The sequence below is a fragment of the Pseudomonas sp. GW823-FHT05G12 genome (genome assembly GCF_058795575.1).
The window spans coordinates 1,696,729-1,718,722 of sequence record NZ_CM179501.1; the positions used below are offsets into that span (position 1 = coordinate 1,696,729).

The 21,994-nt window shown below is 60.3% G+C and carries 21 protein-coding genes; all 21 read left to right on the plus strand.

Translation table 11 applies throughout. From position 1 onward, the window contains the following. Nucleotides 1-69: 69 nt before the first annotated feature. A complete protein-coding gene (locus tag AC3RCM_RS07840; RefSeq protein WP_010955104.1) occupies nucleotides 70-999 on the plus strand; it encodes a chemotaxis protein CheV in 930 nt (309 codons plus the stop codon). Between the two features lie 52 nt (nucleotides 1,000-1,051). Next, nucleotides 1,052-1,879 carry a protein-glutamate O-methyltransferase CheR gene (gene cheR, locus AC3RCM_RS07845; RefSeq protein WP_004575768.1) on the plus strand — a complete coding sequence of 276 codons (828 nt, stop codon included), beginning with the start codon at nucleotides 1,052-1,054 and terminating at the stop codon, nucleotides 1,877-1,879. 621 nt (nucleotides 1,880-2,500) lie between these two features. Then, complete coding sequence (gene flgB, locus AC3RCM_RS07850; RefSeq protein WP_010955103.1) at nucleotides 2,501-2,911, plus strand: flagellar basal body rod protein FlgB; 411 nt, start codon at nucleotides 2,501-2,503, stop codon at nucleotides 2,909-2,911. A 2-nt stretch (nucleotides 2,912-2,913) separates the two neighbouring features. Beyond that, complete coding sequence (gene flgC / locus AC3RCM_RS07855; RefSeq protein WP_003254469.1) at nucleotides 2,914-3,357, plus strand: flagellar basal body rod protein FlgC; 444 nt, start codon at nucleotides 2,914-2,916, stop codon at nucleotides 3,355-3,357. A gap of 12 nt (nucleotides 3,358-3,369) precedes the next feature. Further along, entirely contained in the window at nucleotides 3,370-4,071 is a 702-nt protein-coding gene (flgD, locus tag AC3RCM_RS07860; protein WP_143494362.1) for a flagellar hook assembly protein FlgD, read from the plus strand. 28 nt (nucleotides 4,072-4,099) lie between these two features. After that, nucleotides 4,100-5,422: a flagellar hook protein FlgE gene (flgE, locus tag AC3RCM_RS07865; RefSeq protein ID WP_020189992.1), complete on the plus strand. Its 1,323-nt coding sequence runs from the start codon at nucleotides 4,100-4,102 to the stop codon at nucleotides 5,420-5,422. A 70-nt stretch (nucleotides 5,423-5,492) separates the two neighbouring features. Beyond that, nucleotides 5,493-5,684, plus strand: coding sequence for a hypothetical protein (locus AC3RCM_RS07870; RefSeq protein WP_003254464.1), 192 nt, complete (start codon nucleotides 5,493-5,495; stop codon nucleotides 5,682-5,684). A 160-nt stretch (nucleotides 5,685-5,844) separates the two neighbouring features. Then, a complete protein-coding gene (flgF, locus tag AC3RCM_RS07875; protein WP_010955101.1) occupies nucleotides 5,845-6,585 on the plus strand; it encodes a flagellar basal-body rod protein FlgF in 741 nt (246 codons plus the stop codon). A gap of 47 nt (nucleotides 6,586-6,632) precedes the next feature. Continuing rightward, nucleotides 6,633-7,418 carry a flagellar basal-body rod protein FlgG gene (gene flgG / locus AC3RCM_RS07880; RefSeq protein WP_003254462.1) on the plus strand — a complete coding sequence of 262 codons (786 nt, stop codon included), beginning with the start codon at nucleotides 6,633-6,635 and terminating at the stop codon, nucleotides 7,416-7,418. A 36-nt stretch (nucleotides 7,419-7,454) separates the two neighbouring features. Continuing rightward, complete coding sequence (flgH, locus tag AC3RCM_RS07885) at nucleotides 7,455-8,150, plus strand: flagellar basal body L-ring protein FlgH (RefSeq protein ID WP_003254461.1); 696 nt, start codon at nucleotides 7,455-7,457, stop codon at nucleotides 8,148-8,150. Between the two features lie 12 nt (nucleotides 8,151-8,162). Continuing rightward, nucleotides 8,163-9,272 carry a flagellar basal body P-ring protein FlgI gene (locus AC3RCM_RS07890; RefSeq protein ID WP_004575771.1) on the plus strand — a complete coding sequence of 370 codons (1,110 nt, stop codon included), beginning with the start codon at nucleotides 8,163-8,165 and terminating at the stop codon, nucleotides 9,270-9,272. 11 nt (nucleotides 9,273-9,283) lie between these two features. Beyond that, nucleotides 9,284-10,438, plus strand: coding sequence for a flagellar assembly peptidoglycan hydrolase FlgJ (flgJ, locus tag AC3RCM_RS07895; RefSeq protein WP_230064960.1), 1,155 nt, complete (start codon nucleotides 9,284-9,286; stop codon nucleotides 10,436-10,438). A 12-nt stretch (nucleotides 10,439-10,450) separates the two neighbouring features. Next, on the plus strand, nucleotides 10,451-12,493 hold the full coding sequence (gene flgK / locus AC3RCM_RS07900; protein ID WP_492629491.1) for a flagellar hook-associated protein FlgK: 2,043 nt from the start codon (nucleotides 10,451-10,453) through the stop codon (nucleotides 12,491-12,493). A 13-nt stretch (nucleotides 12,494-12,506) separates the two neighbouring features. Beyond that, complete coding sequence (locus tag AC3RCM_RS07905; RefSeq protein ID WP_003254454.1) at nucleotides 12,507-14,072, plus strand: flagellar hook-associated protein 3; 1,566 nt, start codon at nucleotides 12,507-12,509, stop codon at nucleotides 14,070-14,072. A 500-nt stretch (nucleotides 14,073-14,572) separates the two neighbouring features. Continuing rightward, nucleotides 14,573-15,502 carry a ketoacyl-ACP synthase III gene (locus AC3RCM_RS07910; protein ID WP_003254453.1) on the plus strand — a complete coding sequence of 310 codons (930 nt, stop codon included), beginning with the start codon at nucleotides 14,573-14,575 and terminating at the stop codon, nucleotides 15,500-15,502. 394 nt (nucleotides 15,503-15,896) lie between these two features. Beyond that, nucleotides 15,897-17,585, plus strand: coding sequence for a flagellin N-terminal helical domain-containing protein (locus AC3RCM_RS07915; protein ID WP_232860578.1), 1,689 nt, complete (start codon nucleotides 15,897-15,899; stop codon nucleotides 17,583-17,585). Nucleotides 17,586-17,661: 76 nt separating this feature from the next. Then, nucleotides 17,662-18,012 (plus strand): flagellar protein FlaG, encoded by a 351-nt coding sequence (locus tag AC3RCM_RS07920; protein WP_492629492.1) that lies wholly within the window; start codon nucleotides 17,662-17,664, stop codon nucleotides 18,010-18,012. A 78-nt stretch (nucleotides 18,013-18,090) separates the two neighbouring features. Further along, nucleotides 18,091-19,446, plus strand: a complete 1,356-nt coding sequence (fliD, locus tag AC3RCM_RS07925; RefSeq protein ID WP_492629493.1) for a flagellar filament capping protein FliD — start codon at nucleotides 18,091-18,093, stop codon at nucleotides 19,444-19,446. Nucleotides 19,447-19,528: 82 nt separating this feature from the next. Then, entirely contained in the window at nucleotides 19,529-19,924 is a 396-nt protein-coding gene (fliS, locus tag AC3RCM_RS07930; protein ID WP_038410049.1) for a flagellar export chaperone FliS, read from the plus strand. Between the two features lie 20 nt (nucleotides 19,925-19,944). Next, a complete protein-coding gene (gene fliT, locus AC3RCM_RS07935; RefSeq protein WP_492629494.1) occupies nucleotides 19,945-20,238 on the plus strand; it encodes a flagellar protein FliT in 294 nt (97 codons plus the stop codon). A 170-nt stretch (nucleotides 20,239-20,408) separates the two neighbouring features. Then, entirely contained in the window at nucleotides 20,409-21,884 is a 1,476-nt protein-coding gene (fleQ, locus tag AC3RCM_RS07940; RefSeq protein WP_020191674.1) for a transcriptional regulator FleQ, read from the plus strand. The last annotated feature ends 110 nt before the right edge of the window (nucleotides 21,885-21,994 follow it).

The window sequence follows — 21,994 nt, forward strand, 5'->3', positions numbered from 1 at the left end:
AAAAAGCAAAGCCCGTGCCGACTCGCTACCTGAGTTGCAACGAAAGGCTGAAACGTTAAGGAGTCTGGCATGGCGGGTGTTATGGATTCGGTCAACCAGCGCACGCAGCTGGTGGGGCAGAATCGCCTGGAATTGCTGCTGTTCCGCCTCAATGGCGAACAGCTTTACGGCATCAATGTGTTCAAGGTCAGGGAAGTACTGCAATGCCCTGCGCTGACCCTGCTGCCCAAGGCGCACCCTGTGGTGCGTGGCGTTGCCAATATTCGCGGGGCGACCATCCCGATCCTCGACTTGTCGATGGCCACCGGGTTGCGGCCGTTGCAGGAAGACACACGCAACAGCTTCGTGATCATCACCGAGTACAACACCAAGACCCAAGGCTTCCTGGTGCATTCGGTGGAGCGCATCGTCAACATGAACTGGGAAGAGATCCATCCGCCACCCAAGGGTACTGGCCGTGATCACTACCTCACCGCGGTCACCCGGGTGGACAACCGCATGGTCGAGATCATCGACGTGGAGAAGGTGCTGGCCGAAGTGTCGCCGTCGTCCGAGTCGGTATCGGCCGGTGTGATCGATGCCGAAGTGCAGGACAAGGCGGTGTTGATGCGGGTGCTGACCGTCGACGACTCGTCAGTGGCGCGCAAGCAGGTCAGCCGTTGCCTGCAGACCGTTGGGGTCGAGGTGGTGGCGCTCAATGATGGCCGTCAGGCGCTGAACTACCTGCGTCAGCTGGTGGATGAGGGCAAAAAGCCGGAAGAAGAGTTCCTGATGATGATCTCGGACATTGAAATGCCGGAAATGGACGGATATACGCTAACCGCGGAGATTCGCAGCGATCCACGCATGCAAAAATTGCACATCTGCCTGCATACTTCGCTTTCCGGGGTGTTCAACCAGGCAATGGTCAAGAAGGTCGGCGCCGATGACTTCCTGGCCAAGTTCAAGCCGGACGACCTGGCCCAGCGGGTGGTCGACCGGATCAAGGCAGCGCATTGAAGCAGCCGGGGGCATGCCCTCCGGCACCAGTGATTGAAAAGAGGCGGCAGTAGTGTCTACGGGTAATTTGGATTTCGAACAGTTCCGGGTCTTCCTGGAGAAAGCCTGTGGCATCCTGCTGGGCGAGAATAAGCAGTACCTGGTTTCCAGCCGTCTCAACAAGCTGATGGAACAACAGGGCATCAAGAGCCTGGGTGAGCTGGTGCAGCGCATTCAGGCCCAGCCGCGCGGCGGTTTGCGCGAGCAGGTGGTCGATGCCATGACCACCAACGAGACCCTGTGGTTTCGCGACACCTACCCGTTCGAGGTGTTGAAGAACAAGGTGATCCCCGAGTTCATCCGCAACAACCCCGGCCAGCGCCTGCGCATGTGGTCGGCGGCCTGTTCGTCGGGGCAGGAGCCGTATTCCATCTCGATGGCGATCGACGAGTTCGAGCGCAGCAACCTCGGCCAGTTGAAGATGGGGGCGCAGATCGTCGCCACCGATCTCTCCGGCACCATGCTGACCAACTGCAAGACTGGCGAATACGACAGCCTGGCGATTGCCCGCGGCCTGTCCCAGGAACGCCTGCAGCGCTACTTCGACCCCAAGGGGCCGGGGCGTTGGGCGGTCAAGCCGGCGATTCGCAGCCGTGTCGAGTTCCGCTCGTTCAACCTGCTCGACAGTTATGCCAGTCTGGGCAAGTTCGACATCGTGTTTTGTCGCAATGTGCTGATCTATTTCTCGGCGCAGGTGAAGAAGGACATCCTGCTGCGCATTCACAGTACCCTCAAGCCCGGTGGCTACCTGTTCCTCGGCGCCTCGGAAGCGCTGAACGGCTTGCCGGACCATTACCAGATGGTGCAGTGCAGCCCGGGGATCATCTACCAGGCCAAGTAAGCACGAAGGCCGGTATCGAGAGATGCCGGCCTTTTTGTTTGCCTATCCGCTGTTCCTGCCGAGATCCCCGTAGGAGCGGGTTTACCCGCGAAGAGGCCGGCCCTGCTGGCCATTTACCACCCGCCGTTCACCGTTGCTGCCGCTACCGTATTCGCGGGTAAACCCGCTCCTACGACGGATCGGGGGTGGACACAGGTCGGTGGTTGGGCACAGGCCGCGTGTAGGAGCGGGTTTACCCGCGAAGAGGCCGGCCCTGCTGGCCAATCTCCACCCGCCGTTCACCGTTGCCGCCGCCACCGTATTCGCGGGTAAACCCGCTCCTACGCAGATTGGTGGTGGACATACATCGGAGGTTGGACACAGACCGCCGTAGGAGCGGGTTTACCCGCGAAGAGGTCCGCCCAGGAAAACACTGACGTCAATTTTTTGTTTTGCCGCTTTTGCCGCCCATCAATTGCCGCTTTTGTCACCTCAGGCGGAAGGCCTTTGCCGCTTTTCTGGCATCAATCTGACAGTACTGCGCCGCAAAACCCCATAAACACGGGCTTTTCAGTGGTTGGCACAGCCCTTGCTATACCTTGCTCAACGAAATTCCGGTCAACCTCTGAAGGTTTCCCTGACATGAGCATCAGCTTCGACAAGGCGCTTGGTATTCACGAAAAGGCACTGGGCTTCCGCGCCCAGCGCGCTGAAGTGCTGGCCAACAACATCGCCAACGCCGACACGCCCAACTACAAGGCCCGTGACATGGACTTCGCCTCGGTGCTCGCAGCCGAAAGCGACAAGCAGCAGAGCGGCGGCCGCTTCAACCTTGACCGGACCAACAGCCGGCACATCGAAGCTGAGGGCCTGGCCATGGCCGATGAAACCCTCAAGTACCGCACGCCGCTGCAGCCGTCGATCGACCAGAACACCGTGGATGCGCAGATCGAGCAATCGAACTACACGGAAAACGCGATTGGCTTCCAGGCCAGCTTCACCTTGCTCAACAGTAAATTCAAAGGGCTGGTTTCCGCCCTGCGGGGAGAATGACCATGTCCCTTTCCAGTGTCTTCAACATTGCCGGTAGCGGCATGAGCGCACAGAACACGCGTCTGAACACCGTGGCGTCCAACATCGCCAACGCCGAGACCGTGTCTTCGAGCATCGACCAGACGTACCGCGCCCGCCACCCGGTGTTCGCCACCACCTTCCAGAATGCGCAGGCCGGCAGCAGCCAGTCGCTGTTCGAAGACCAGGGCGAGGCAGGGCAGGGCGTGCAGGTAAAAGGCATCGTCGAAGACCAGAGTACCCTTGAAGCACGCTACGAGCCGAACCACCCGGCGGCGAACAAGGACGGCTACGTCTACTACCCGAACGTCAATGTGGTCGAGGAGATGGCTGACATGATCTCCGCCAGCCGCGCGTTTCAGACCAACGCTGAACTGATGAACACGGCCAAGAACATGATGCAGAAAGTGCTGACCCTGGGGCAGTGATAGGAAGCCGACATGACCACCACCAATTCCACTACAGACGTCGGCAGCGCATACCTGACCTCGCTGCAGAAGCAGACGTCCAAGACTGACAGTTCTACCGGCGCCGCCGGCAGTGCGCTGGGCAAGGACGCGTTCCTGCAGTTGCTGGTCACCCAGATGCAGAACCAGAACCCGCTCGACCCGCAGGAAAACGGCGAGTTCGTGGCCCAGTTGGCGCAGTTCAGCAGTCTGGAAAGCATGCAGTCGCTGAACGACGCAGTGACCTACATCGCGGCTGGGCTGCAATCTTCCCAGGCCTTGCAGGCCTCCTCGCTGGTCGGGCGCAATGTCATTGTCCAGACCGACAAGGCTGTGGTCGATACCAGCAAGGACATGAAGGGCTCGGTCAACCTGACGTCGTCCAGTACCTCCACCTCGGTGGGGATCTACGACAAGGACGACAAACTGGTGCGCACCATCGAACTCGGTACCCAGAAGTCTGGCAGCATCGACTTTACCTGGGATGGCCTGAACGATGACGGTGAAGTCGCGGCCGCCGGGACCTACACCTTCAAGGCCACCGCCTCGATCGATGGCCAGGCCACGGCCATGACCACCAACCTGCCGGCCTCGGTTACCAGTGTGACCATGGGTAGCAACGGTTCGGAGATGACGCTCAACCTGGCCGGGCTGGGCAGTGTTGCGCTTTCCAAAATCCAAAGCATCGGCATCTAGGGCCTGAGCAAAACGACAGGAGTTACACATGTCTTTCAATATCGGCCTTAGCGGCCTCTATGCAGCAAACAAGGCCCTGAACGTTACCGGCAACAACATTGCCAACGTTGCCACCACCGGCTTCAAGTCGTCGCGTGCCGAGTTCGCCGACCAGTACTCCAACTCTATCCGCGGCACCAGCGCGGGCAAGACCGTGATCGGCACCGGGGTAAAGACTGCCGCGGTTTCGCAGCTGTTCACGCCAGGCAATATCAACGCCACCGGCCAGGCGCTGGACATGGCTATCGATGGCAACGGCTTCTTTGCCCTGAACGACAACGGCTCGAAGATCTACACCCGTGCGGGCGCTTTCTACAGCGACAAGGCCGGTTATGTGGTGAATGCTTCGGGTGCCAACCTGCAGGGTTATGCGGTCGGCGAGGACGGCAAGATCATCCAGGGTATCCTGACTGACCTGCAGATCGATACTTCCAACCTGACGCCGAAGCCGACCGGCCTCATCACCGAGAAGATCAACCTGAACTCGGCCGCGACCTCCCCGTCGGTGACGCCCTTCGATCCCACCAATGCCAGTTCCTACAACTTCACGTTCAATACCCCGGTGTTCGACAGCCAGGGTAATGAACACCAGATGAACCAGTACTTCATCAAGGACGACGCGACCAATACCTGGTCCATGCACACCACTATCGATGGCCGCAACCCGGCCAATCCGGCTTCCACCACGCCGCTGGTCAACGCCGTGCCGTTCAAGTCCGATGGTACGCTGGACAAGGATGCAATGACTGCGGGTGACGTCGCGGGCGGCCTGAGCATTGGCGAAGACAAGATCTTCCAGCTCAACGACTGGATCCCGGCGCAGAAAAACGCCGCTGGAGAGTGGTCGGCCAATGGCGCCATCGCCAACGCGGACGGTGTGAAGCTGGACATGCTGGGTGCCACCCAATACAACGCGTCGTCCGCAGAAATCGCCAAAACCCAGGATGGCTTCGCCACCGGTGAGCTGTCGGGGCTGAGCATCGACCAGAACGGCTACCTGTTTGCCAGCTTCACCAACGGCAAGGACAAGGTGATCGGCCAGGTGGCGATTGCCAACTTCGCCAACCTGCAGGGCCTGACGCCGATTGGCGGTACCAACTGGAAAGAGTCCTATGCCTCGGGCGTGCCGGTGATCGGCGCTCCGGACACCGGTACCCTCGGCCAGATTTCCGGTGGTGCCCTGGAGGACTCCAACGTCGACCTGACCGGCGAGCTGGTCAACCTGATCAAGGCGCAGAGCAACTACCAGGCCAATGCCAAGACCATTTCCACTGAAAGCACCATCATGCAGACCATCATTCAGATGACCTGATGATTGTTTTTGCTGTGGTGTTTGTAATTGGGGCCGCAAAGCGGCCCCAAGAATGTGAAGGTTCATGCGAATGAAGCGGCTGTCGTTACTGGCCTTGTTCCCCCTGCTGGTGCTGGTTCTGCCGGCCCCCGCTGCCCCCGCCCCGTTCTATCAATGGCAAAGCCTGGTCACCGGCCGCTACCTGTGTTCGGCCCACAACCCGGGCAAAGGCTGGGTGCGCCACTCTGGCCCCTACAACAACGCCGCCTGCCGCGCCCATTGAGCAAGCCCTTGCCGCAGGCGGCAAACATCCGCCGACAAACTGACGGTTATTGCCCCTTGCCGCGCTGAAAGCCCCGTAAACCGGGTGTTTCAGACTTGGTTCAATTATTGCTTGGAACCTGCCCAGTGACAGCGCGGCAGCTACGCGCAGAGGAGAAACTGTGGACAAGTTGCTTTATGTGGCCATGACCGGCGCCAGCCAGAACGCGCTGGCGCAGAAGGCCCACGCCAACAACCTGGCGAACATTTCCACCAACGGTTTTCAGCGCGACCTGGAGCAGGCCCGCTCGATGCCGGTGTTCGGTGACAGCTTTCCGGCGCGTGCATTCGCCATGACCGAGCGCCCGGCCACCGACTTCAGTGAAGGCCCGTTGGTCGAAACTGGCCGCGACCTTGACGTGGCGGTGACCGGCAAAGGCTTTATCGCCGTGCAGGCGCCGGACGGCAGCGAAGCCTATGTGCGTACCGGTAGCCTGAACATCGATGCCCTCGGTGTCCTGCGTGCCGGCAATGGCATGCCGGTGATCGGCAACGGTGGCCCGATCGCCATCCCGCCGGAGCAGAAAGTGGAAGTGGGTGCCGACGGCACCATCAGCATCCGCTCCATGGGTGAAGACCCGCGGGTGATGGCCGAGGTCGACCGCATCAAGCTGGTCAACCCGGACACCAAAGGCCTGACGAAGGGCCTGGACGGTCTGATCCATACCACTTCCGGCCAGCCGGCCGATGCCGACGTCAACGTGCGGGTGGTGGCTGGCTTCCTGGAAGGTAGCAATGTCAACGCTGTCGAGGAAATGACCTCGGTGCTGGCGCTGTCCCGCCAGTTCGAACTGCACGTCAAGATGATGAATACGGCCAAGGAAGGCGACGAAGCCATGGCTCGGGTTTTGCAAATCGGCTAATCACTTTTGAACGGGTGCCGTAAAACAGGCGCACGAGGAGAACTCACATGCTTCCGGCTCTTTGGGTCGCTAAAACCGGCCTGTCCGCTCAGGACACCAACCTGACGGTCATTTCCAACAACCTGGCCAACGTCTCGACCACCGGCTTCAAGCGTGATCGCGCCGAATTCGCAGACCTGCTCTACCAGATCAAGCGCCAGCCTGGTGCCCAGTCGACCCAGGACAGCGAGCTGCCCTCGGGCCTGCAGGTCGGTACCGGTGTGCGTATCGTGGGCACCCAGAAAAGCTTCGTCGCCGGCAGCCTGCAAACCACCGAAAACCCGTTGGACATGGCAGTCAACGGCCGCGGTTTCTTCCAGGTCCTGCAGCCGGACGGCACCGTGTCGTACACCCGTGACGGCACCTTCCACCTGAACTCCGATGGCCAGATCGTCACCGCCAACGGCTACGCCCTGGAACCTGCCATTGTCGTGCCTAACGACGCCCAGACCTTCACCGTTGGCCAGGACGGCACCGTGTCGATCACCACCGCCGGCAACCCGGCTGCACAGGTGATCGGCAACATCCAGACCGCCGACTTCATCAATCCGGCCGGCCTGCAGGCGATCGGCGACAACCTGTTCCTCGAGACCGCCGCCAGTGGTGCACCGCAGGTCGGCACCCCAGGCCTGAACGGTTTTGGCACCACCTTGCAGCAGACGCTGGAGAACTCCAACGTCAGTACCGTGGAAGAGCTGGTGAACATGATCACCACTCAGCGTGCCTACGAGATGAACTCCAAAGTCATTTCCACGGCCGACCAGATGCTGTCGTTCGTTACTCAACAGCTCTAAGCCCTGTCACTCAGCTGCGCCCGTGAGGTAAGTGTCATGAATCGTCTGTTGTCCGTTTTCGCCCTGGGGGGGGCGGTGTTGCTGGCAGGTTGCGTCGCACCGACGCCCAAGCCCAACGACCCGTACTATGCGCCGGTGTTGCCGCGCACCCCGTTGCCGGCAGCGGCCAACAACGGTTCAATCTACCAGGCCGGTTTCGAGCAGAACCTGTACAGCGACCGCAAGGCGTTCCGGGTGGGTGACATCATCACCATCACGCTCAATGAGCGCACGTCCGCCAGCAAGAACGCGGGCTCGCAGATCGCCAAGACCAGCAAGACCGACATCGGCCTGACTTCGCTGTTTGGTAGCACGCCCAACACCAATAATCCGTTCGGTGGTGGCGACCTTTCGCTGGAGGCCGGTTATAGCGGCGATCGCGCGACCAAGGGCGACAGCAAGGCCACCCAGGGCAACACGCTGACCGGTTCGATCACCGTCACCGTGGCCGAAGTGCTGCCCAACGGCATCATCGCCGTGCGCGGCGAGAAGTGGCTGACCCTGAACACCGGCGAAGAGCTGGTGCGCATTGCCGGCATGGTTCGCGCTGACGATATCGCCACCGACAACACCGTGCCGTCCACCCGTGTGGCCGACGCGCGCATCACCTACTCCGGTACCGGTTCGTTCGCCGATGCCAGCCAGCCCGGGTGGCTGGACCGCTTCTTCATCAGCCCGCTTTGGCCTTTCTGAGTACGGATGACCATGTTCAACGTGAGGCAGCTGATTGCCACAACCCTGCTTTTGTCCTGCGCCTTCGCTGCCCAGGCCGAGCGCCTGAAGGACATTGCCAGCATCTCTGGCGTACGTTCCAACCAGTTGATTGGTTACGGCCTGGTGGTGGGCCTCAATGGCACGGGTGACCAGACCACCCAGACGCCGTTCACCCTGCAAACCTTCAACAACATGCTGTCGCAATTCGGCATCAAGGTGCCGGCCGGTTCCGGCAACGTGCAGCTGAAGAACGTTGCCGCAGTGTCGGTGCACGCCGACCTGCCACCGTTCGCCAAGCCGGGCCAGGTGGTGGACATCACCGTGTCGTCGATCGGTAACTCGAAGAGCCTGCGCGGCGGCAGCCTGTTGATGACCCCGCTCAAGGGTATAGACGGCAATGTCTATGCCATTGCCCAGGGCAACCTGGTCGTGGGTGGCTTTGACGCCGAGGGCCGTGACGGCTCCAAGATCACTGTCAACGTGCCGTCGGCTGGCCGTATCCCGGGTGGTGCCAGTGTCGAGCGTGCGGTGCCGAGCGGCTTCAACCAGGGCAATACCCTGACCCTGAACCTCAATCGTCCCGACTTCACGACCGCCAAGCGCATCGTGGACAAGGTCAACGACCTGCTCGGCCCTGGCGTGGCCCAGGCCGTGGATGGTGGTTCGGTACGGGTCAGCGCGCCGATGGACCCAAGCCAGCGCGTGGATTATCTGTCGATCCTCGAAAACCTCGAAATCGACCCGGGCCAGGCGGTGGCCAAGGTCATCATCAACTCGCGTACCGGCACCATCGTCATCGGCCAGAACGTCAAGGTGTCGCCGGCGGCGGTTACCCACGGCAGCCTGACCGTGACCATCACCGAAGACCCGATCGTCAGCCAGCCGGGGGCCTTCTCCAATGGTCAGACTGCCGTGGTGCCACGCTCGCGGGTCAATGCCGAGCAGGAAGCCAAGCCGATGTTCAAGTTCGGCCCGGGCACCACGCTGGATGAAATCGTCCGCGCGGTGAACCAGGTGGGCGCAGCGCCCGGCGACCTGATGGCGATCCTCGAAGCCTTGAAGCAGGCCGGCGCCTTGCAGGCCGACCTGATCGTGATCTGAGGACGGCGCGGATGAATATCAAAAGCCAGGTATCCGGTAGTGCCGACAGCGGCGCCTATACCGACCTCAACCGCCTGAGTGCCCTCAAGCACGGCGACCGCGACAGCGAAGCCAATGTGCGCAAGGTGGCCCAGGAATTCGAGTCGCTGTTCATCAGCGAAATGCTCAAGGCCTCGCGCAAGGCCAGTGACGTGCTGGCCGACGACAACCCGATGAACACCGAAACGGTCAAGCAGTACCGCGACATGTACGACCAGCAGTTGGCCGTGAGCATGTCCCGCGAAGGTGGCGGCATCGGCTTGCAGGACGTGCTGGTGCGCCAGCTGACCAAGGGCCGCAGTGCGTCGATCAATACCAGCCCGTTCCCGCGCGTCGATAGCAGTGGCCCGGCATTGTGGGGCAACAAGGTGGCGGAGCCGGCGCATGCCATGGCCTCGTCCACTACGCGAAATGACGTTGCTGCACTCAACGCGCGGCGCCTGGCCCTGCCCAGCAAACTCACCGACCGCCTGTTGGCCGGTATCGTGCCGTCGGCGGAAACTGCCAATAACGCCGCCGTGCCTGCCCGTGACGGTCAGCCAGTCGCCAAGGCCTTCGCCGTGCCGGACAACGGCCTGCGCATTGTCGGCCGTGCCGTGGCCCAGCCACCGCTGGCACCGAACAAGGCTTTCACCGACAGCGACGCCTTCGTCGCCACCATGCTGCCAATGGCCGAGCAGGCCGCCAGGCGCATTGGTGTCGACCCGCGCTACCTGGTGGCCCAGGCCGCGCTGGAAACCGGTTGGGGCAAGTCGGTGATGCGCAACAGCGACGGCAGCAGCAGCCACAACCTGTTCGGCATCAAAGCCACCGGCAACTGGCAAGGCGAGCAGGCGCGGGCGATCACCAGCGAATTCCGCGATGGCCAGTTCGTCAAGGAAACCGCGGCGTTCCGCAGCTACGACTCCTACCAGGACAGCTTCCACGATCTCGTTACCTTGCTGCAGAGCAATACTCGCTATCAAGGTGCGCTGGATGCGGCCGATAACCCTGAGCAGTTTGCAAGAGAGCTGCAAAAAGCAGGTTATGCGACCGACCCGGGCTATGCGAAGAAGATCATCAGCATCGCCCAGCAAATGCAGTCAACCCCGCAATACGCCATGGCTGGCAGAACCACGAACTTATAAAAGGACTAAATCATGTCGAGCCTGATTTCCATCGGCCTGAGTGGCCTGAGTGCCAGCCAGGCGGCCTTGTCGGTAACCAGTAACAACATCGCCAACGCCGCGACCAGTGGCTACTCGCGCCAGCAGACGGTTCAGGCGGCGGGGCCTTCGCACAACATAGGCGCAGGGTTCCTGGGTACCGGGACCACGCTGGCGGATGTGCGTCGCATCTACAGCTCCTACCTGGACAACCAGTTGCAGACGGCCACCTCGTTGCAGGCAGACTCGCTGACGTTCCAGGATCAGATCACCAGCGTCGACAAGCTGCTGGCCGACCGTGACACCGGCATCAGCTCGGTCCTTACCGCCTTCTTTTCGGCCCTGCAGACTGCGGCGGCGAAACCGGGTGACGTTGCCTCGCGTCAGCTGCTGCTGACCCAGGCGCAAACCCTCAGCAACCGTTTCAACGCGGTGAGCACCCAGCTGACCCAGCAGAACGCCACGATCAACTCCCAGCTCGACACCATGGCCGGCCAGGTGAACAAGCTCACCGCCAACATTGCCGAGTACAACAAGCAGATCACCGCCGCCAGCGCCTCCGGCAACAGCCCTAACAGCCTGCTGGATGCGCGCAGCGAAGCCGTGCGCCAGCTCAACGAGCTGGTAGGGGTGACGGTACAGGAGCGTGATGGCAACTACGACGTGTACCTGGGCAGTGGCCAATCGCTGGTCACCGGAACCAAGGCCAACACCTTGTCGGTGGAGCCGGGTGTGGCCGACAAGAGCCAGGTTGCCCTGCGCATCAACTATGACTCGTTCAGCTCGGACGTGACCTCGGTGGTGTCCGGTGGCGCCATTGGCGGCCTGTTGCGTTATCGCCAGGACGTGCTGACGCCGTCGATGAACGAGCTTGGTCGCGTTGCCCTGGTAGTCGCCGACAGCATCAATAGCCAGCTGGGGCAGGGCCTGGATGCCAACGGCCAGTTCGGCAGCTCGCTGTTCTCCAGCATCAACAGCGCCACCGCCATTGCCCAGCGCAGCCTGGCCTCGTCGAATAACAGTGCAGGCTCCGGCAATCTGGATGTCACCATCGCCAACAGCGGTGCGTTGACCACCTACGACTACGAGGTGAAGTTCACCAGCGCCAACCAGTACAGTGTGCGCCGCTCGGACGGCACCGACATGGGCAGCTTCGACCTGAATACCGACCCGGCACCGGTGATCGATGGTTTCAGCCTGGCGTTGAAAGGCGGCGGCCTGGCGGCCGGCGACAGCTTCAAGGTCATCCCTACCCGTGCGGCAGCCGGCAGCATCACCACCACCCTGACCGATGCCAACAAACTGGCCTTCGCCGGGCCGATCAGTGCTGCGGCAGGCAGTGGCAACAGCGGTACCGGCACCATCACCCAACCTACGCTGGGCGAATCGCTGGATATCTATGGCGGTGCCGACACCGCACTGATCCAGCAGTCGATTCGCGATTCGATGCCGGTACGCGTGGTGTTCGACGCTGCCAGCGGTGGCTCCCAGGGCTACAAGCTGTTCGACGCCAAGGGTACCCAGATTGGTACCGGCAGCGTGGTGCCTGGGCAGGACAACAAGTTGTCCATCGCCGTGCCGATGCTGGATGCGGCCGGTGACCCGATTCTGGATGGTAGCGGTAACCCGCGTACCTTTGCCGTCGAGACCACAATCGGTGGCAGCCCTGCGGCCAATGACAGCTTTACCCTGTCGTTCAATGCCGACGGCAAGGCGGACAACCGCAATGCCAACGCGCTGCTGGACCTGCAGACCAAGTCGACCGTGGGCACCAATTCCGGCACCGGTACCAGCTTCACCTCGGCCTACGCCTCGCTGGTCGAGCGGGTAGGGGCCAAGGCCAGCCAGGCCACCATTGACACCACGGCGACCCAGGCAGTGCTCAAGTCTGCGACCGAAAGCCGCAGCGCAGTGTCGGGCGTCAACCTCGATGACGAAGCGGCCAGCCTGGTGAAGTTCCAGCACTACTACACAGCGTCGTCGCAGATCATCAAGGCGGCGCAAGAAACCTTCTCCACCCTGATCAACGCCCTGTAAGGAGTAGCGGACCGTGCGTATTTCAACTGCTCAGTTCTATGAGACCAGCGCCACTAGCTACTCCCAGAACTACTCCAACTTGGCCAAGATTACCGAACAGGTCACCTCCAAATCGCGCATCCAGTCGGCCGGTGACGACCCGGTCGGCGCTGCGCGCCTGCTGGTGCTGCAGCAACAGAGCGCCTTGTTGGAGCAGTACAGCGGAAACATGACCACGGTCAAGAACGCCCTGCTGCAGGAAGAGAGCGTGCTATCGACCATTAACGATGCCCTGCAGCGTGCCAGCGAGCTGGCGATCCAGGCGGGTAACGGGGGCCTGAGCGATGCCGACCGTACCTCGATCGCCAGCGAGATCAAGGAAATCGAAGCCAACGTGTTCGGTCTGCTGAACTCGCGCGATGCCAACGGCGACTACATGTTTGGCGGCTCCAAGTCGTCGACCCCGCCCTATGTGCGCAACGCCGACGGCACCTACAGCTACCAGGGCGACCAGACCCAGCTGAGCCTGCAGGTGTCCGACACCTTGCGCCTGGCGACCAACGACACCGGCTACAGCATTTTCGACCAGGCCACCAACAACAGCCGCACCCAGTCGAGCCTGGTAGCACCGTCGCCGGATGACGGCAAGGTATTGCTGTCTGGCGGCCTGTTGACCTCGGCCACCACCTACGGCAATCAGTTTGCCGCTGGTCAGCCGTATTCTGTCACCTTCACCAGTGCCACCGAGTACAGCGTGAGGGATGCCGCCGGCAATGACATCACCAATGAAACCGCCGGCAAGGGCAAGTTCGACGTCAATACCGAAGGCGGCAAGATGATCTCGCTGCGCGGTGTCGACTTCGAGATCAACCTGAACCTGGCGGAAGGTGACGATGCTGACGCCGTCGTTGCCGGCCATGTGTTCACCCTCGAAGCCAAGCCCGATACCCTCACTGCGACGCGTAGCGCGGGCAACCCGTCGACGGCGCAGGTGACCGGCACCAGCGTTACCGACCCGGAAGCTTACCGTAGCACCTTCCCAAGCAACGGCGCGGTGATCCGCTTCACCAGCGACACCGAGTATTCTCTGTATGCGCAGCCGTACAGTGCCGACAGCAAGCCGATTGGCTCGGGTACAGTAGGGGCGGGCAACGCAGTGACGGTGGCAGGCGTTACCTACCAGTTCGACAGCGCGCCGAAGCAAGGCGACCAGTTCTCGGTCAATGCCAATACCCATCGCACGCAGAACGTACTGGATACCCTGGGCCAGCTACGCAGCGCTCTGGAAAAGCCACTGGACACACCCGAGGCGCAGGCTGCACTGAAAACCGCCACCGACTCGGCGATTTCCAACCTGGCCAGTGCCCGGGATCGTATCGACATTACCCGTGGTTCGATCGGTGCGCGGGGCAACTCGCTGGATATTCAGGCGCAGGAAAACGAAAGCCTGGGGCTGGCCAACCAAAGCACACAAAGTGCCATTGGCGATACTGACATGGCCTCGGCCACCATTCAGCTGACCCTGCAGCAGGCCATGCTTGAGGCTTCGCAGTTGGCGTTTGCGCGCATTTCTCAGCTAAGCCTGTTCGACAAGATCTAATCTGCCTGCCTGATCCTGGGGCTGCTGCGCAGCCCTATCGCGACACAAGGCCGCTCCCACAGGTCCTCCTCTCTCCTGAGGGCGGCGTATTTGGACTGCTCCCAAGGGTTGGATTGGTGTCCAGCTTCTTGGGGGCAGTCCAGGTCGTCCTTTCTCCTGAAGGTTGCGTATTCGTGGGAGCGGCCTTGCGTCGCGAAAGGGCCGCGAAGCGGCCCCATCGATATCTGCTGCGAAGCTGATCATTCGGGGTCCAGTGCCCGCCCGGTCATTCCGCAAATTCCCCAGTCCCCACACCCTCGCCACGGCTTTCGTAGCATTTCAATGTGACCAATGAGTCAAAACGCTCATCTTCCCTGTATTCTATGCAGCAGCTGTTGCAGCATTTTGTTACCGGTGCGCAGGCGAGCCCTGGCTACAACCCCTGGCGGTGACCGCTCCGGTATTTGGCGCCCTCAATTCATCGAGTGGTGGTCTTTGGCTGTTTTCATTGGGAAGCCAGAATGATTGGCATCAAAAGCATTGCGAGTTACGTGCCCACCGCTGGCCTGGACAACTACGTTCAGGGTGCGAAGTTCGGCAAGGACGAAGAGTTCATGTTCGGCAAGATCGGTGCGTCGTTCCTGCCGCGCAAGGCCGAAGAGCAAGAAACCTCCGACTTGTGCGTAGAAGCCGCCCAGGCGCTGTTCGCCAGCAACCCCGACCTTGATCCGCAATCGATCGATGCGTTGATCGTGGTCACCCAGAACGGCGACGAAGAAGGCTTGCCGCACACCGCAGCCATCGTCCAGAGCAAACTTGGCCTGTCTACCCGCGTGGCGGCGTTCGACGTGTCGCTGGGCTGCTCCGGCTATGTGTATGGCCTGTATGCGATCAAAGGCTTCATGGAAGCGGCAGGCCTGAAGAACGGCCTGCTGATCACCGCCGACCCGTATTCGAAGATCGTCGACCCGGAAGATCGCAACACCACCATGCTGTTCGGCGACGCCGCCACGGCCACCTGGATGGGTGAAAACGCGGTATGGAACCTGGGCCAGGCGCGTTTCGGCACTGACGGTTCCGGTGCCGAGCACCTGAAAGTCAGCGACGGCAAGTTCTTCATGAATGGCCGCCAGGTATTCAACTTCGCCCTGATCAAAGTGCCTGCGCACCTGCACGAGCTGCTGGACGCCAGCGGCCTGAAGTCGTCGGATATCGACGCCTTCTGCATCCACCAGGGCAGTGCGGCGATTGTCGACGCCGTGGCGCGACGCTTTGAAGAGCAACACCCAGAGAAGTTCGTCAAGGACATGCTGGAAACCGGCAATACGGTGTCCTCCAGCGTTCCGCTGCTGCTGCAGAAGCACATGCTCGATGGCAGCTGGAAGCGCGTGGCGATCAGTGGCTTTGGCGTGGGCCTGTCGTGGGGCTCGGCCATCCTGTACCGCGACTGATCCCAGTCAGCCCCTAAAAGCGCCCGGCGGCCGCCGCCCGGCGCTTTTTTTCTGCCGAAAATAAATGTCTGCCTGACGCAGCCCATTGTAGGAGCGGGTTCACCCGCGAAGAAGGCAGCTCGGTCTATGGCACCGGCTTCGCCGGTGTTCGCGGGTGAACCCGCTCCTACAGACGGGATGAGGCATTCAGCCCCAGTTCAAACAGTTTTTGACGCCAATAAACCGCCCTTAACCCCTTGATTTCTCAGGGCTGGCCCCATGCCAGTATTTTTTTTTTGAAAAAACCCTCAAGCAACCCGCGCACCCGACGATAACCATTACGAAGGTTCTCTAGGCCACACCCGGCTGTCGCCAGGGCCGGAAGCCGCAGTATCCATACAACGAGGAATTCGTCATGGCTTTGACCGTTAACACTAACATCACCTCCTTGGGCGTTCAGAAGAACCTGAACCGTGCTTCCGACGCGCTGGGCACCTCCATGTCCCGCCTGTCCTCTGGCCTGAAAATTAACAGCGCCAAAGACGACGCCGCTGGCCTGCAGATCGCCAACCGTCTGACCAGCCAGATCAAAGGCCTGAGCGTTGCCGTGAAAAACGCCAACGACGGCATCTCCATCGCCCAGACCGCTGAAGGCGCGATGCAGGAATCGACCAGCATTCTGCAGCGTATGCGCGAACTGGCCCTGCAGTCGGCTAACGGCTCGAATAGCGATGATGACCGTTCTTCGCTACAGCAAGAGTTCACCGCGCTGTCGGGTGAGTTGACCCGTATCGCTAACACCACCACCTTCGGTGGTCGCAATATTTTGGATGGATCGTTCCAGAACGTGAGCTTCCAGATCGGCGCAAGCGCAAACGAAACTATTTCGTTTGGTATGAAAGATATCAGCGCTACAGGTCTCAAGGGAACTTACAGCGAGGCGAAAGTTGACGGTGCTACGTCTCAACTTAGCGCCAAAACAATTGGTGCGGTTATGCAGGGTGATCTCGGAACTACCGCCAAAGCTTCTGCCGGCGGTACATTCGGAACCATCGCTGCTGGCGATAGCCTTAATGTAAACGGCACTTCAGTAGCTCTCGCTGCTGGTGATGATATTGATGCAGTGATCGGCAAAATTAATGCTCAAACAGCTACCACTGGCGTCACTGCAGCTAAGAACGCTGCAGGTGACACTCTTGTATTCACCGGTGCCAGTGAGTTTACCGTCGGCTCTTTGGCAAATGCCGGCCTAGCGTCTGGCGTTAGTGGTAAATTTGCAACTGAACTGTCAAGCGATGCTCAAATTAGCATCAATGGTACTAGCGTTGATCTCGCTGCTGGCGACGATGTTGATGCCATAGTTGGTAAAATCAACGCGACCGCTGTTAGTGACCTCACTGGTGTTACGGCTAAGAATGTTGACGGTCGTTTGGAGTTGACTTCTAAAGACGGGAAGGCGATTAGCCTGGCTAATGGTGCCGACACTGCCAAGGGCCCAGGCGCGCTTGCAAAACTTGGGCTTACCGCAGGCAGCACCGAGGCCAAGCTTGGTAGTGATACTTCTGTTACCTTCAATGGTGTTGAGGTTAAATTGAAGGCTGGCTCCTCTATGGATGACATTGTTTCCAGCATTAACAGCGCCAGCACCGGAGTAACTGCTAGCAAGAACAGCGACGGTACTCTCAAGCTCTTCTCGGACAAAGATATCACTGTCAGCGATGGTAGCCAGGGCACTGGCTTGCAAGCTCTCGGTCTAACTGCTACAAGCGTCCAGGCAACATCTATGGAGACTACCGTTTCCAACCTGACCATTGGCAAGGCAGAAGATTCTCAGATCGCCATTCAGGCTCTGGATGCCGCCATCGCTCAAGTCGACAGTCAGCGCGCCCAGCTGGGTGCCGTCCAAAACCGCTTCGACAGCACCGTAGCCAACCTGAACAGCATCTCGGAAAACTCAACCGCTGCCCGCAGCCGTGTGCAGGACGCCGACTTTGCTGCTGAAACCGCCGAGCTGACCAAGCAGCAGACCCTGCAACAGGCTTCCACCGCGATCCTGTCCCAGGCCAACCAGCTGCCGTCGTCGGTACTGAAACTGCTGGGCTAATTTCAAAAGCTGAGTAGTTTGACGAAGGGTACGGCGACGTACCCTTTCGTCTTTCCGAGAATAAGGGGTGTAAGACATGGATATGAGCGTGAAACTGGGCCTGTCCTATCCCGCCTCCGCTGCGCCCGACACATCGACGAGCAAGCGGCAAGCAAGTGACCCGGCAGCCAGCGAGCCGGTCGACAAACAATCCAAGCCTGAAGCTTGGCAAGACCTGGAAAGCGCCATCAGTGCCATCCAGGACTTCGTCAAGGCTTCAGAGCGACAACTCGACTTTTCGATCGATGATTCCACCGGTCAGGTGGTGGTCAAGGTCATTGCCCGCCAAAGCGGCGAAGTCATCCGCCAGCTGCCGTCCGAGGTGGCGCTGAAACTAGCGGAAAACCTGAAGGATGCCAATAGCCTGTTGTTCGACCTGCAGGCCTGATTGGCACGGCTTTTGTTGTAAAGCCGCACGGACGCGTTTTCGTCGGATTTTCGACGGTCACCGAAATGGAGAGTGAAGATGGCGAGTTCAACTATAACCGGCCTGGGTTCGGGTCTGAAGATCGACGAGATCGTGGCGGCGTTGGCCAATGCCGAAAAGGCGCCAAAGCAGAAACAGATCAATACCCAGACCACCACGGCCACGACCTCGCTGTCGGCCATCGGTACCATCAAAAGTGCGCTGGATACCTTCCGTGCAGCTATAGCCAAGCTGAATACGGCGTCGAGCTTCTCCGGTCTGGCATCGTCGTCGTCCGATGAGGCGATCGCCAAGTTGAAGTTGGGTGATGGGGCGTCTTCGGGCACCTATGCCCTGGAGGTCACACAGCTCGCGACCGCATCGAAAATTTCGACGCAGGTGTACGAAAATACCTCGAAAATTGTCAATGACTCTGGCGAACCGCAAACCCTGACCATCAGCCAGGGCAACGCTACCCATAGCGTTACAATCGCAAACGGTGCAACCCTGCAACAAGCTCGCGATACCATCAACGGGCAGTTGCAGTCCAAGGGCATTACGGCAAACATCGTCACCGATGCCAGTGGTTCCCGGTTGGTATTCTCCTCGACAAAGATGGGCGAGGGTACCGAGCTGACGCTGGGCGGCGACGCCAGTATGGCCGCCGGTGTTACCACCATTGCCAAGCCGCAGAACGCCAAGTACACCCTTGATGGGCTCGAGCTTGAGTCTGCCTCCAATACCGTCACAGGGGCAGTCAGCGGGGTGGACATCACGCTGGTGAAAGAGGGCAAATCCAGTCTCACTATCACCAGTAACAACGATACCCTGAAAACGTCGGTGCAATCCTTCGTCACGGCTTATAACGCACTGATGACCACCATCAATGCCCAGACCAAAGTCACCACGGGCGCCGATGGTGCTGCCACCGGCTCTGCGGCGTTGACTGGCGATGCCACCATGCGCTCGCTGGTTAATGCGGTGCGTAGCGAGATCAGCCACAGCGTCGGCGCGGGGGGGCTGCGCACCCTGTCGCAGCTTGGCATCAACACAGTGCAGAAAACCGGCCTGCTGGAATTCAACGACACCAAGTGGGATGCTGCGGTCAAAACCTACGGCGCCGACATCAGCGACTTGTTTACGGGCACAGACGGCCTGTTGACCCGCATGACCAAAACCACCGAGGAATACACCAAGGCTGGTGGTATCCTCGCTTCGCGCCAGACTAACCTGACCAACCAGCTCAAGGAGCTGGAAGCGTCGCAAGCAGCTCTGGACCGCCGAATCGAATCGCTGACCGACACCCTGACCAAGAAATACAACGCCATGGACACCATGGTCGCCCAGCTCAAGGCCACCAGCGACAGTGTTATGACCACGCTGAACGCGCTGAACAAAGCCAATAGCGATTCCTGACCGCACTAAAGAAAACCGGGGCGGGGTCGATACCTTGGGTATGCGGCCACTGTCCAGAAGCCCTGTTCACTGAGGATCCCCCATGCACCCGATGAGAGCCCTTCGTCAGTACCAGAAGGTCAATTCCCACGCTCAAATTTCCGAAGCTACCCCGCACCGCTTGGTGCAGTTGCTGATGGAAGGCTCGCTCGACCGCATGGCTCAGGCCAAGGGTGCGATCGCGCGCGGCGATGTGGCGCAGAAGGGTGTGATGCTGGGCAAGGCCATCGACATCATCGGCGGCCTGCGTGAGGGTTTGGACAAGGAAAAGACCGACAACCCGGACGAGCTGGATCGCCTCGACAGCCTGTACGACTACATGGCTCGCCGGCTGACCCAGGCCAACCTGCACAGCGACCCGGCCATGATCGACGAAGTCGCCCAGCTGATGATCACCGTGAAAAGCGGCTGGGACGCGATTGCTTCCGCCGAGCAATAACACCCCCAAGGAGCCCCCCCATGAGCGCGTTGCAGCAAATTGAAGATACCCGCCAGGCCCTGACCCAGGCCTTGCAAGCGCGCGACTGGGCGGCCATCGGGGAGCTCGACCTGGCATGCCGGGCGCTGATGGATGAATTACTGCAAGAGAATCAGGATGATGAGGCCGCAATCCGGGCCAATCTGGAAGCGTTGATGGCGGTTTATCGTCAGCTGATCGACGTTGCAAGTGACGAGCGTCAATCCTTGGTCGCACAAATGTCGAATATCAACCAAGCGAAACACGCCACAAAGGTATACCATCTGTTCAGCTGAAGCTGGGCAGAGAGCAACGCTTCGGCGCCATAAATTTGACTGCCTTTAAGTTTTTGACTTTACTAGTGGCTGTTTTCGAATTTCAGACGTCCGAACACTGACCATTCAGTCGGAATGATGTCGAGCACGCCCCTGCAGGGCGCCGATATGACTAGGGAAGTTGCTATTGCATGTGGCGTGAAACCAAGATTCTGCTGATCGATGACGACAGCGCGCGCCGCCGCGACCTTGCGGTGGTGCTGAACTTCCTCGGCGAAGAAAACCTCGCGTGTGCCAGCCATGACTGGCAGCAGGCGGTCGAGCCATTGTCCTCGAGCCGCGAAGTGCTGTGCGTGCTCATCGGCACCGTAAATGCTCCGGGCAATCTGCTTGGGTTGCTTAAGACAGTGGCTGCGTGGGATGAGTTCCTTCCAGTTTTGCTTTTAGGTGAAATTTCTTCCGCCGAGCTGCCGGAAGACCTTCGCCGCCGGGTGCTTTCCAACCTGGAAATGCCGCCAAGCTACAGCCAGCTGCTGGATTCACTGCACCGTGCCCAGGTCTACCGCGAAATGTATGACCAGGCGCGCGAGCGCGGTCGCCAGCGCGAGCCCAATCTGTTCCGCAGCCTGGTTGGCACCAGTCGTGCCATTCAGCACGTGCGGCAAATGATGCAGCAAGTGGCGGATACCGACGCCAGCGTGCTGATCCTGGGTGAGTCGGGCACCGGCAAGGAAGTGGTAGCGCGCAACCTGCACTACCATTCCAAGCGCCGCGAAGCGCCGTTCGTGCCGGTCAACTGTGGCGCGATCCCGGCCGAGCTGCTGGAAAGCGAACTGTTCGGCCACGAGAAGGGCGCCTTTACCGGGGCCATCACCAGCCGTGCCGGGCGTTTCGAACTGGCCAACGGCGGTACCCTGTTCCTCGATGAAATTGGCGACATGCCGTTGCCGATGCAGGTCAAGCTGCTGCGTGTGCTGCAGGAGCGTACCTTCGAGCGCGTGGGCAGCAACAAGACCCAGAGCATCGACGTGCGCATCATCGCTGCGACGCACAAGAACCTCGAAACCATGATCGAGGACGGCACCTTCCGCGAAGACCTGTACTACCGCCTGAACGTGTTCCCTATCGAAATGGCGCCGCTGCGTGAGCGGGTGGAAGACATCCCGTTGCTGATGAACGAGCTGATTTCGCGCATGGAGCACGAGAAGCGCGGTTCCATTCGCTTCAATTCCGCCTCGATCATGTCGCTGTGTCGTCACGGCTGGCCGGGCAACGTGCGCGAGCTGGCCAACCTGGTCGAGCGCATGGCGATCATGCACCCGTACGGGGTCATTGGCGTGTCGGAACTGCCGAAGAAATTCCGCTATGTCGATGACGAAGACGAGCAGATGGTCGACAGCCTGCGCAGCGATCTGGAAGAGCGCGTGGCGATCAATGGCCACACACCAAACTTCAGCAACCACGCCATGCTGCCGCCCGAAGGCCTGGACCTCAAGGACTACCTGGGTAGCCTGGAGCAGGGCCTGATCCAGCAGGCGCTGGACGATGCCAACGGTATCGTTGCGCGCGCGGCTGAACGTTTGCGTATTCGCCGTACTACCCTGGTCGAGAAAATGCGCAAGTACGGCATGAGCCGCCAAGGCGGCGAGGAACAGGCGGAAGATTGAAGCCTGGCGGTTGCCTGTGCCGGGCTCTTCGCGGGCACGCCCGCTCCCACAGGATCGATGCACATCTTCAATTCGGTGATATCCCTGTGGGAGCGGGCTTGCCCGCGAAG

Excerpts from the sequence above, each read along its gene's own strand:
- AC3RCM_RS07840 (WP_010955104.1), top strand. The coding sequence starts at position 70 with ATGGCGGGTGTTATGGATTCGGTCAACCAGCGCACGCAGCTGGTGGGG.
- flgB (WP_010955103.1), top strand. The coding sequence starts at position 2,501 with ATGAGCATCAGCTTCGACAAGGCGCTTGGTATTCACGAAAAGGCACTG.
- flgC (WP_003254469.1), top strand. The coding sequence starts at position 2,914 with ATGTCCCTTTCCAGTGTCTTCAACATTGCCGGTAGCGGCATGAGCGCA.
- flgD (WP_143494362.1), top strand. The coding sequence starts at position 3,370 with ATGACCACCACCAATTCCACTACAGACGTCGGCAGCGCATACCTGACC.
- flgE (WP_020189992.1), top strand. The coding sequence starts at position 4,100 with ATGTCTTTCAATATCGGCCTTAGCGGCCTCTATGCAGCAAACAAGGCC.
- AC3RCM_RS07870 (WP_003254464.1), top strand. The coding sequence starts at position 5,493 with ATGAAGCGGCTGTCGTTACTGGCCTTGTTCCCCCTGCTGGTGCTGGTT.
- flgG (WP_003254462.1), top strand. The coding sequence starts at position 6,633 with ATGCTTCCGGCTCTTTGGGTCGCTAAAACCGGCCTGTCCGCTCAGGAC.
- flgH (WP_003254461.1), top strand. The coding sequence starts at position 7,455 with ATGAATCGTCTGTTGTCCGTTTTCGCCCTGGGGGGGGCGGTGTTGCTG.
- AC3RCM_RS07890 (WP_004575771.1), top strand. The coding sequence starts at position 8,163 with ATGTTCAACGTGAGGCAGCTGATTGCCACAACCCTGCTTTTGTCCTGC.
- flgJ (WP_230064960.1), top strand. The coding sequence starts at position 9,284 with ATGAATATCAAAAGCCAGGTATCCGGTAGTGCCGACAGCGGCGCCTAT.
- flgK (WP_492629491.1), top strand. The coding sequence starts at position 10,451 with ATGTCGAGCCTGATTTCCATCGGCCTGAGTGGCCTGAGTGCCAGCCAG.
- AC3RCM_RS07910 (WP_003254453.1), top strand. The coding sequence starts at position 14,573 with ATGATTGGCATCAAAAGCATTGCGAGTTACGTGCCCACCGCTGGCCTG.
- AC3RCM_RS07915 (WP_232860578.1), top strand. The coding sequence starts at position 15,897 with ATGGCTTTGACCGTTAACACTAACATCACCTCCTTGGGCGTTCAGAAG.
- AC3RCM_RS07920 (WP_492629492.1), top strand. The coding sequence starts at position 17,662 with ATGGATATGAGCGTGAAACTGGGCCTGTCCTATCCCGCCTCCGCTGCG.
- fliD (WP_492629493.1), top strand. The coding sequence starts at position 18,091 with ATGGCGAGTTCAACTATAACCGGCCTGGGTTCGGGTCTGAAGATCGAC.
- fliS (WP_038410049.1), top strand. The coding sequence starts at position 19,529 with ATGCACCCGATGAGAGCCCTTCGTCAGTACCAGAAGGTCAATTCCCAC.
- fliT (WP_492629494.1), top strand. The coding sequence starts at position 19,945 with ATGAGCGCGTTGCAGCAAATTGAAGATACCCGCCAGGCCCTGACCCAG.
- fleQ (WP_020191674.1), top strand. The coding sequence starts at position 20,409 with ATGTGGCGTGAAACCAAGATTCTGCTGATCGATGACGACAGCGCGCGC.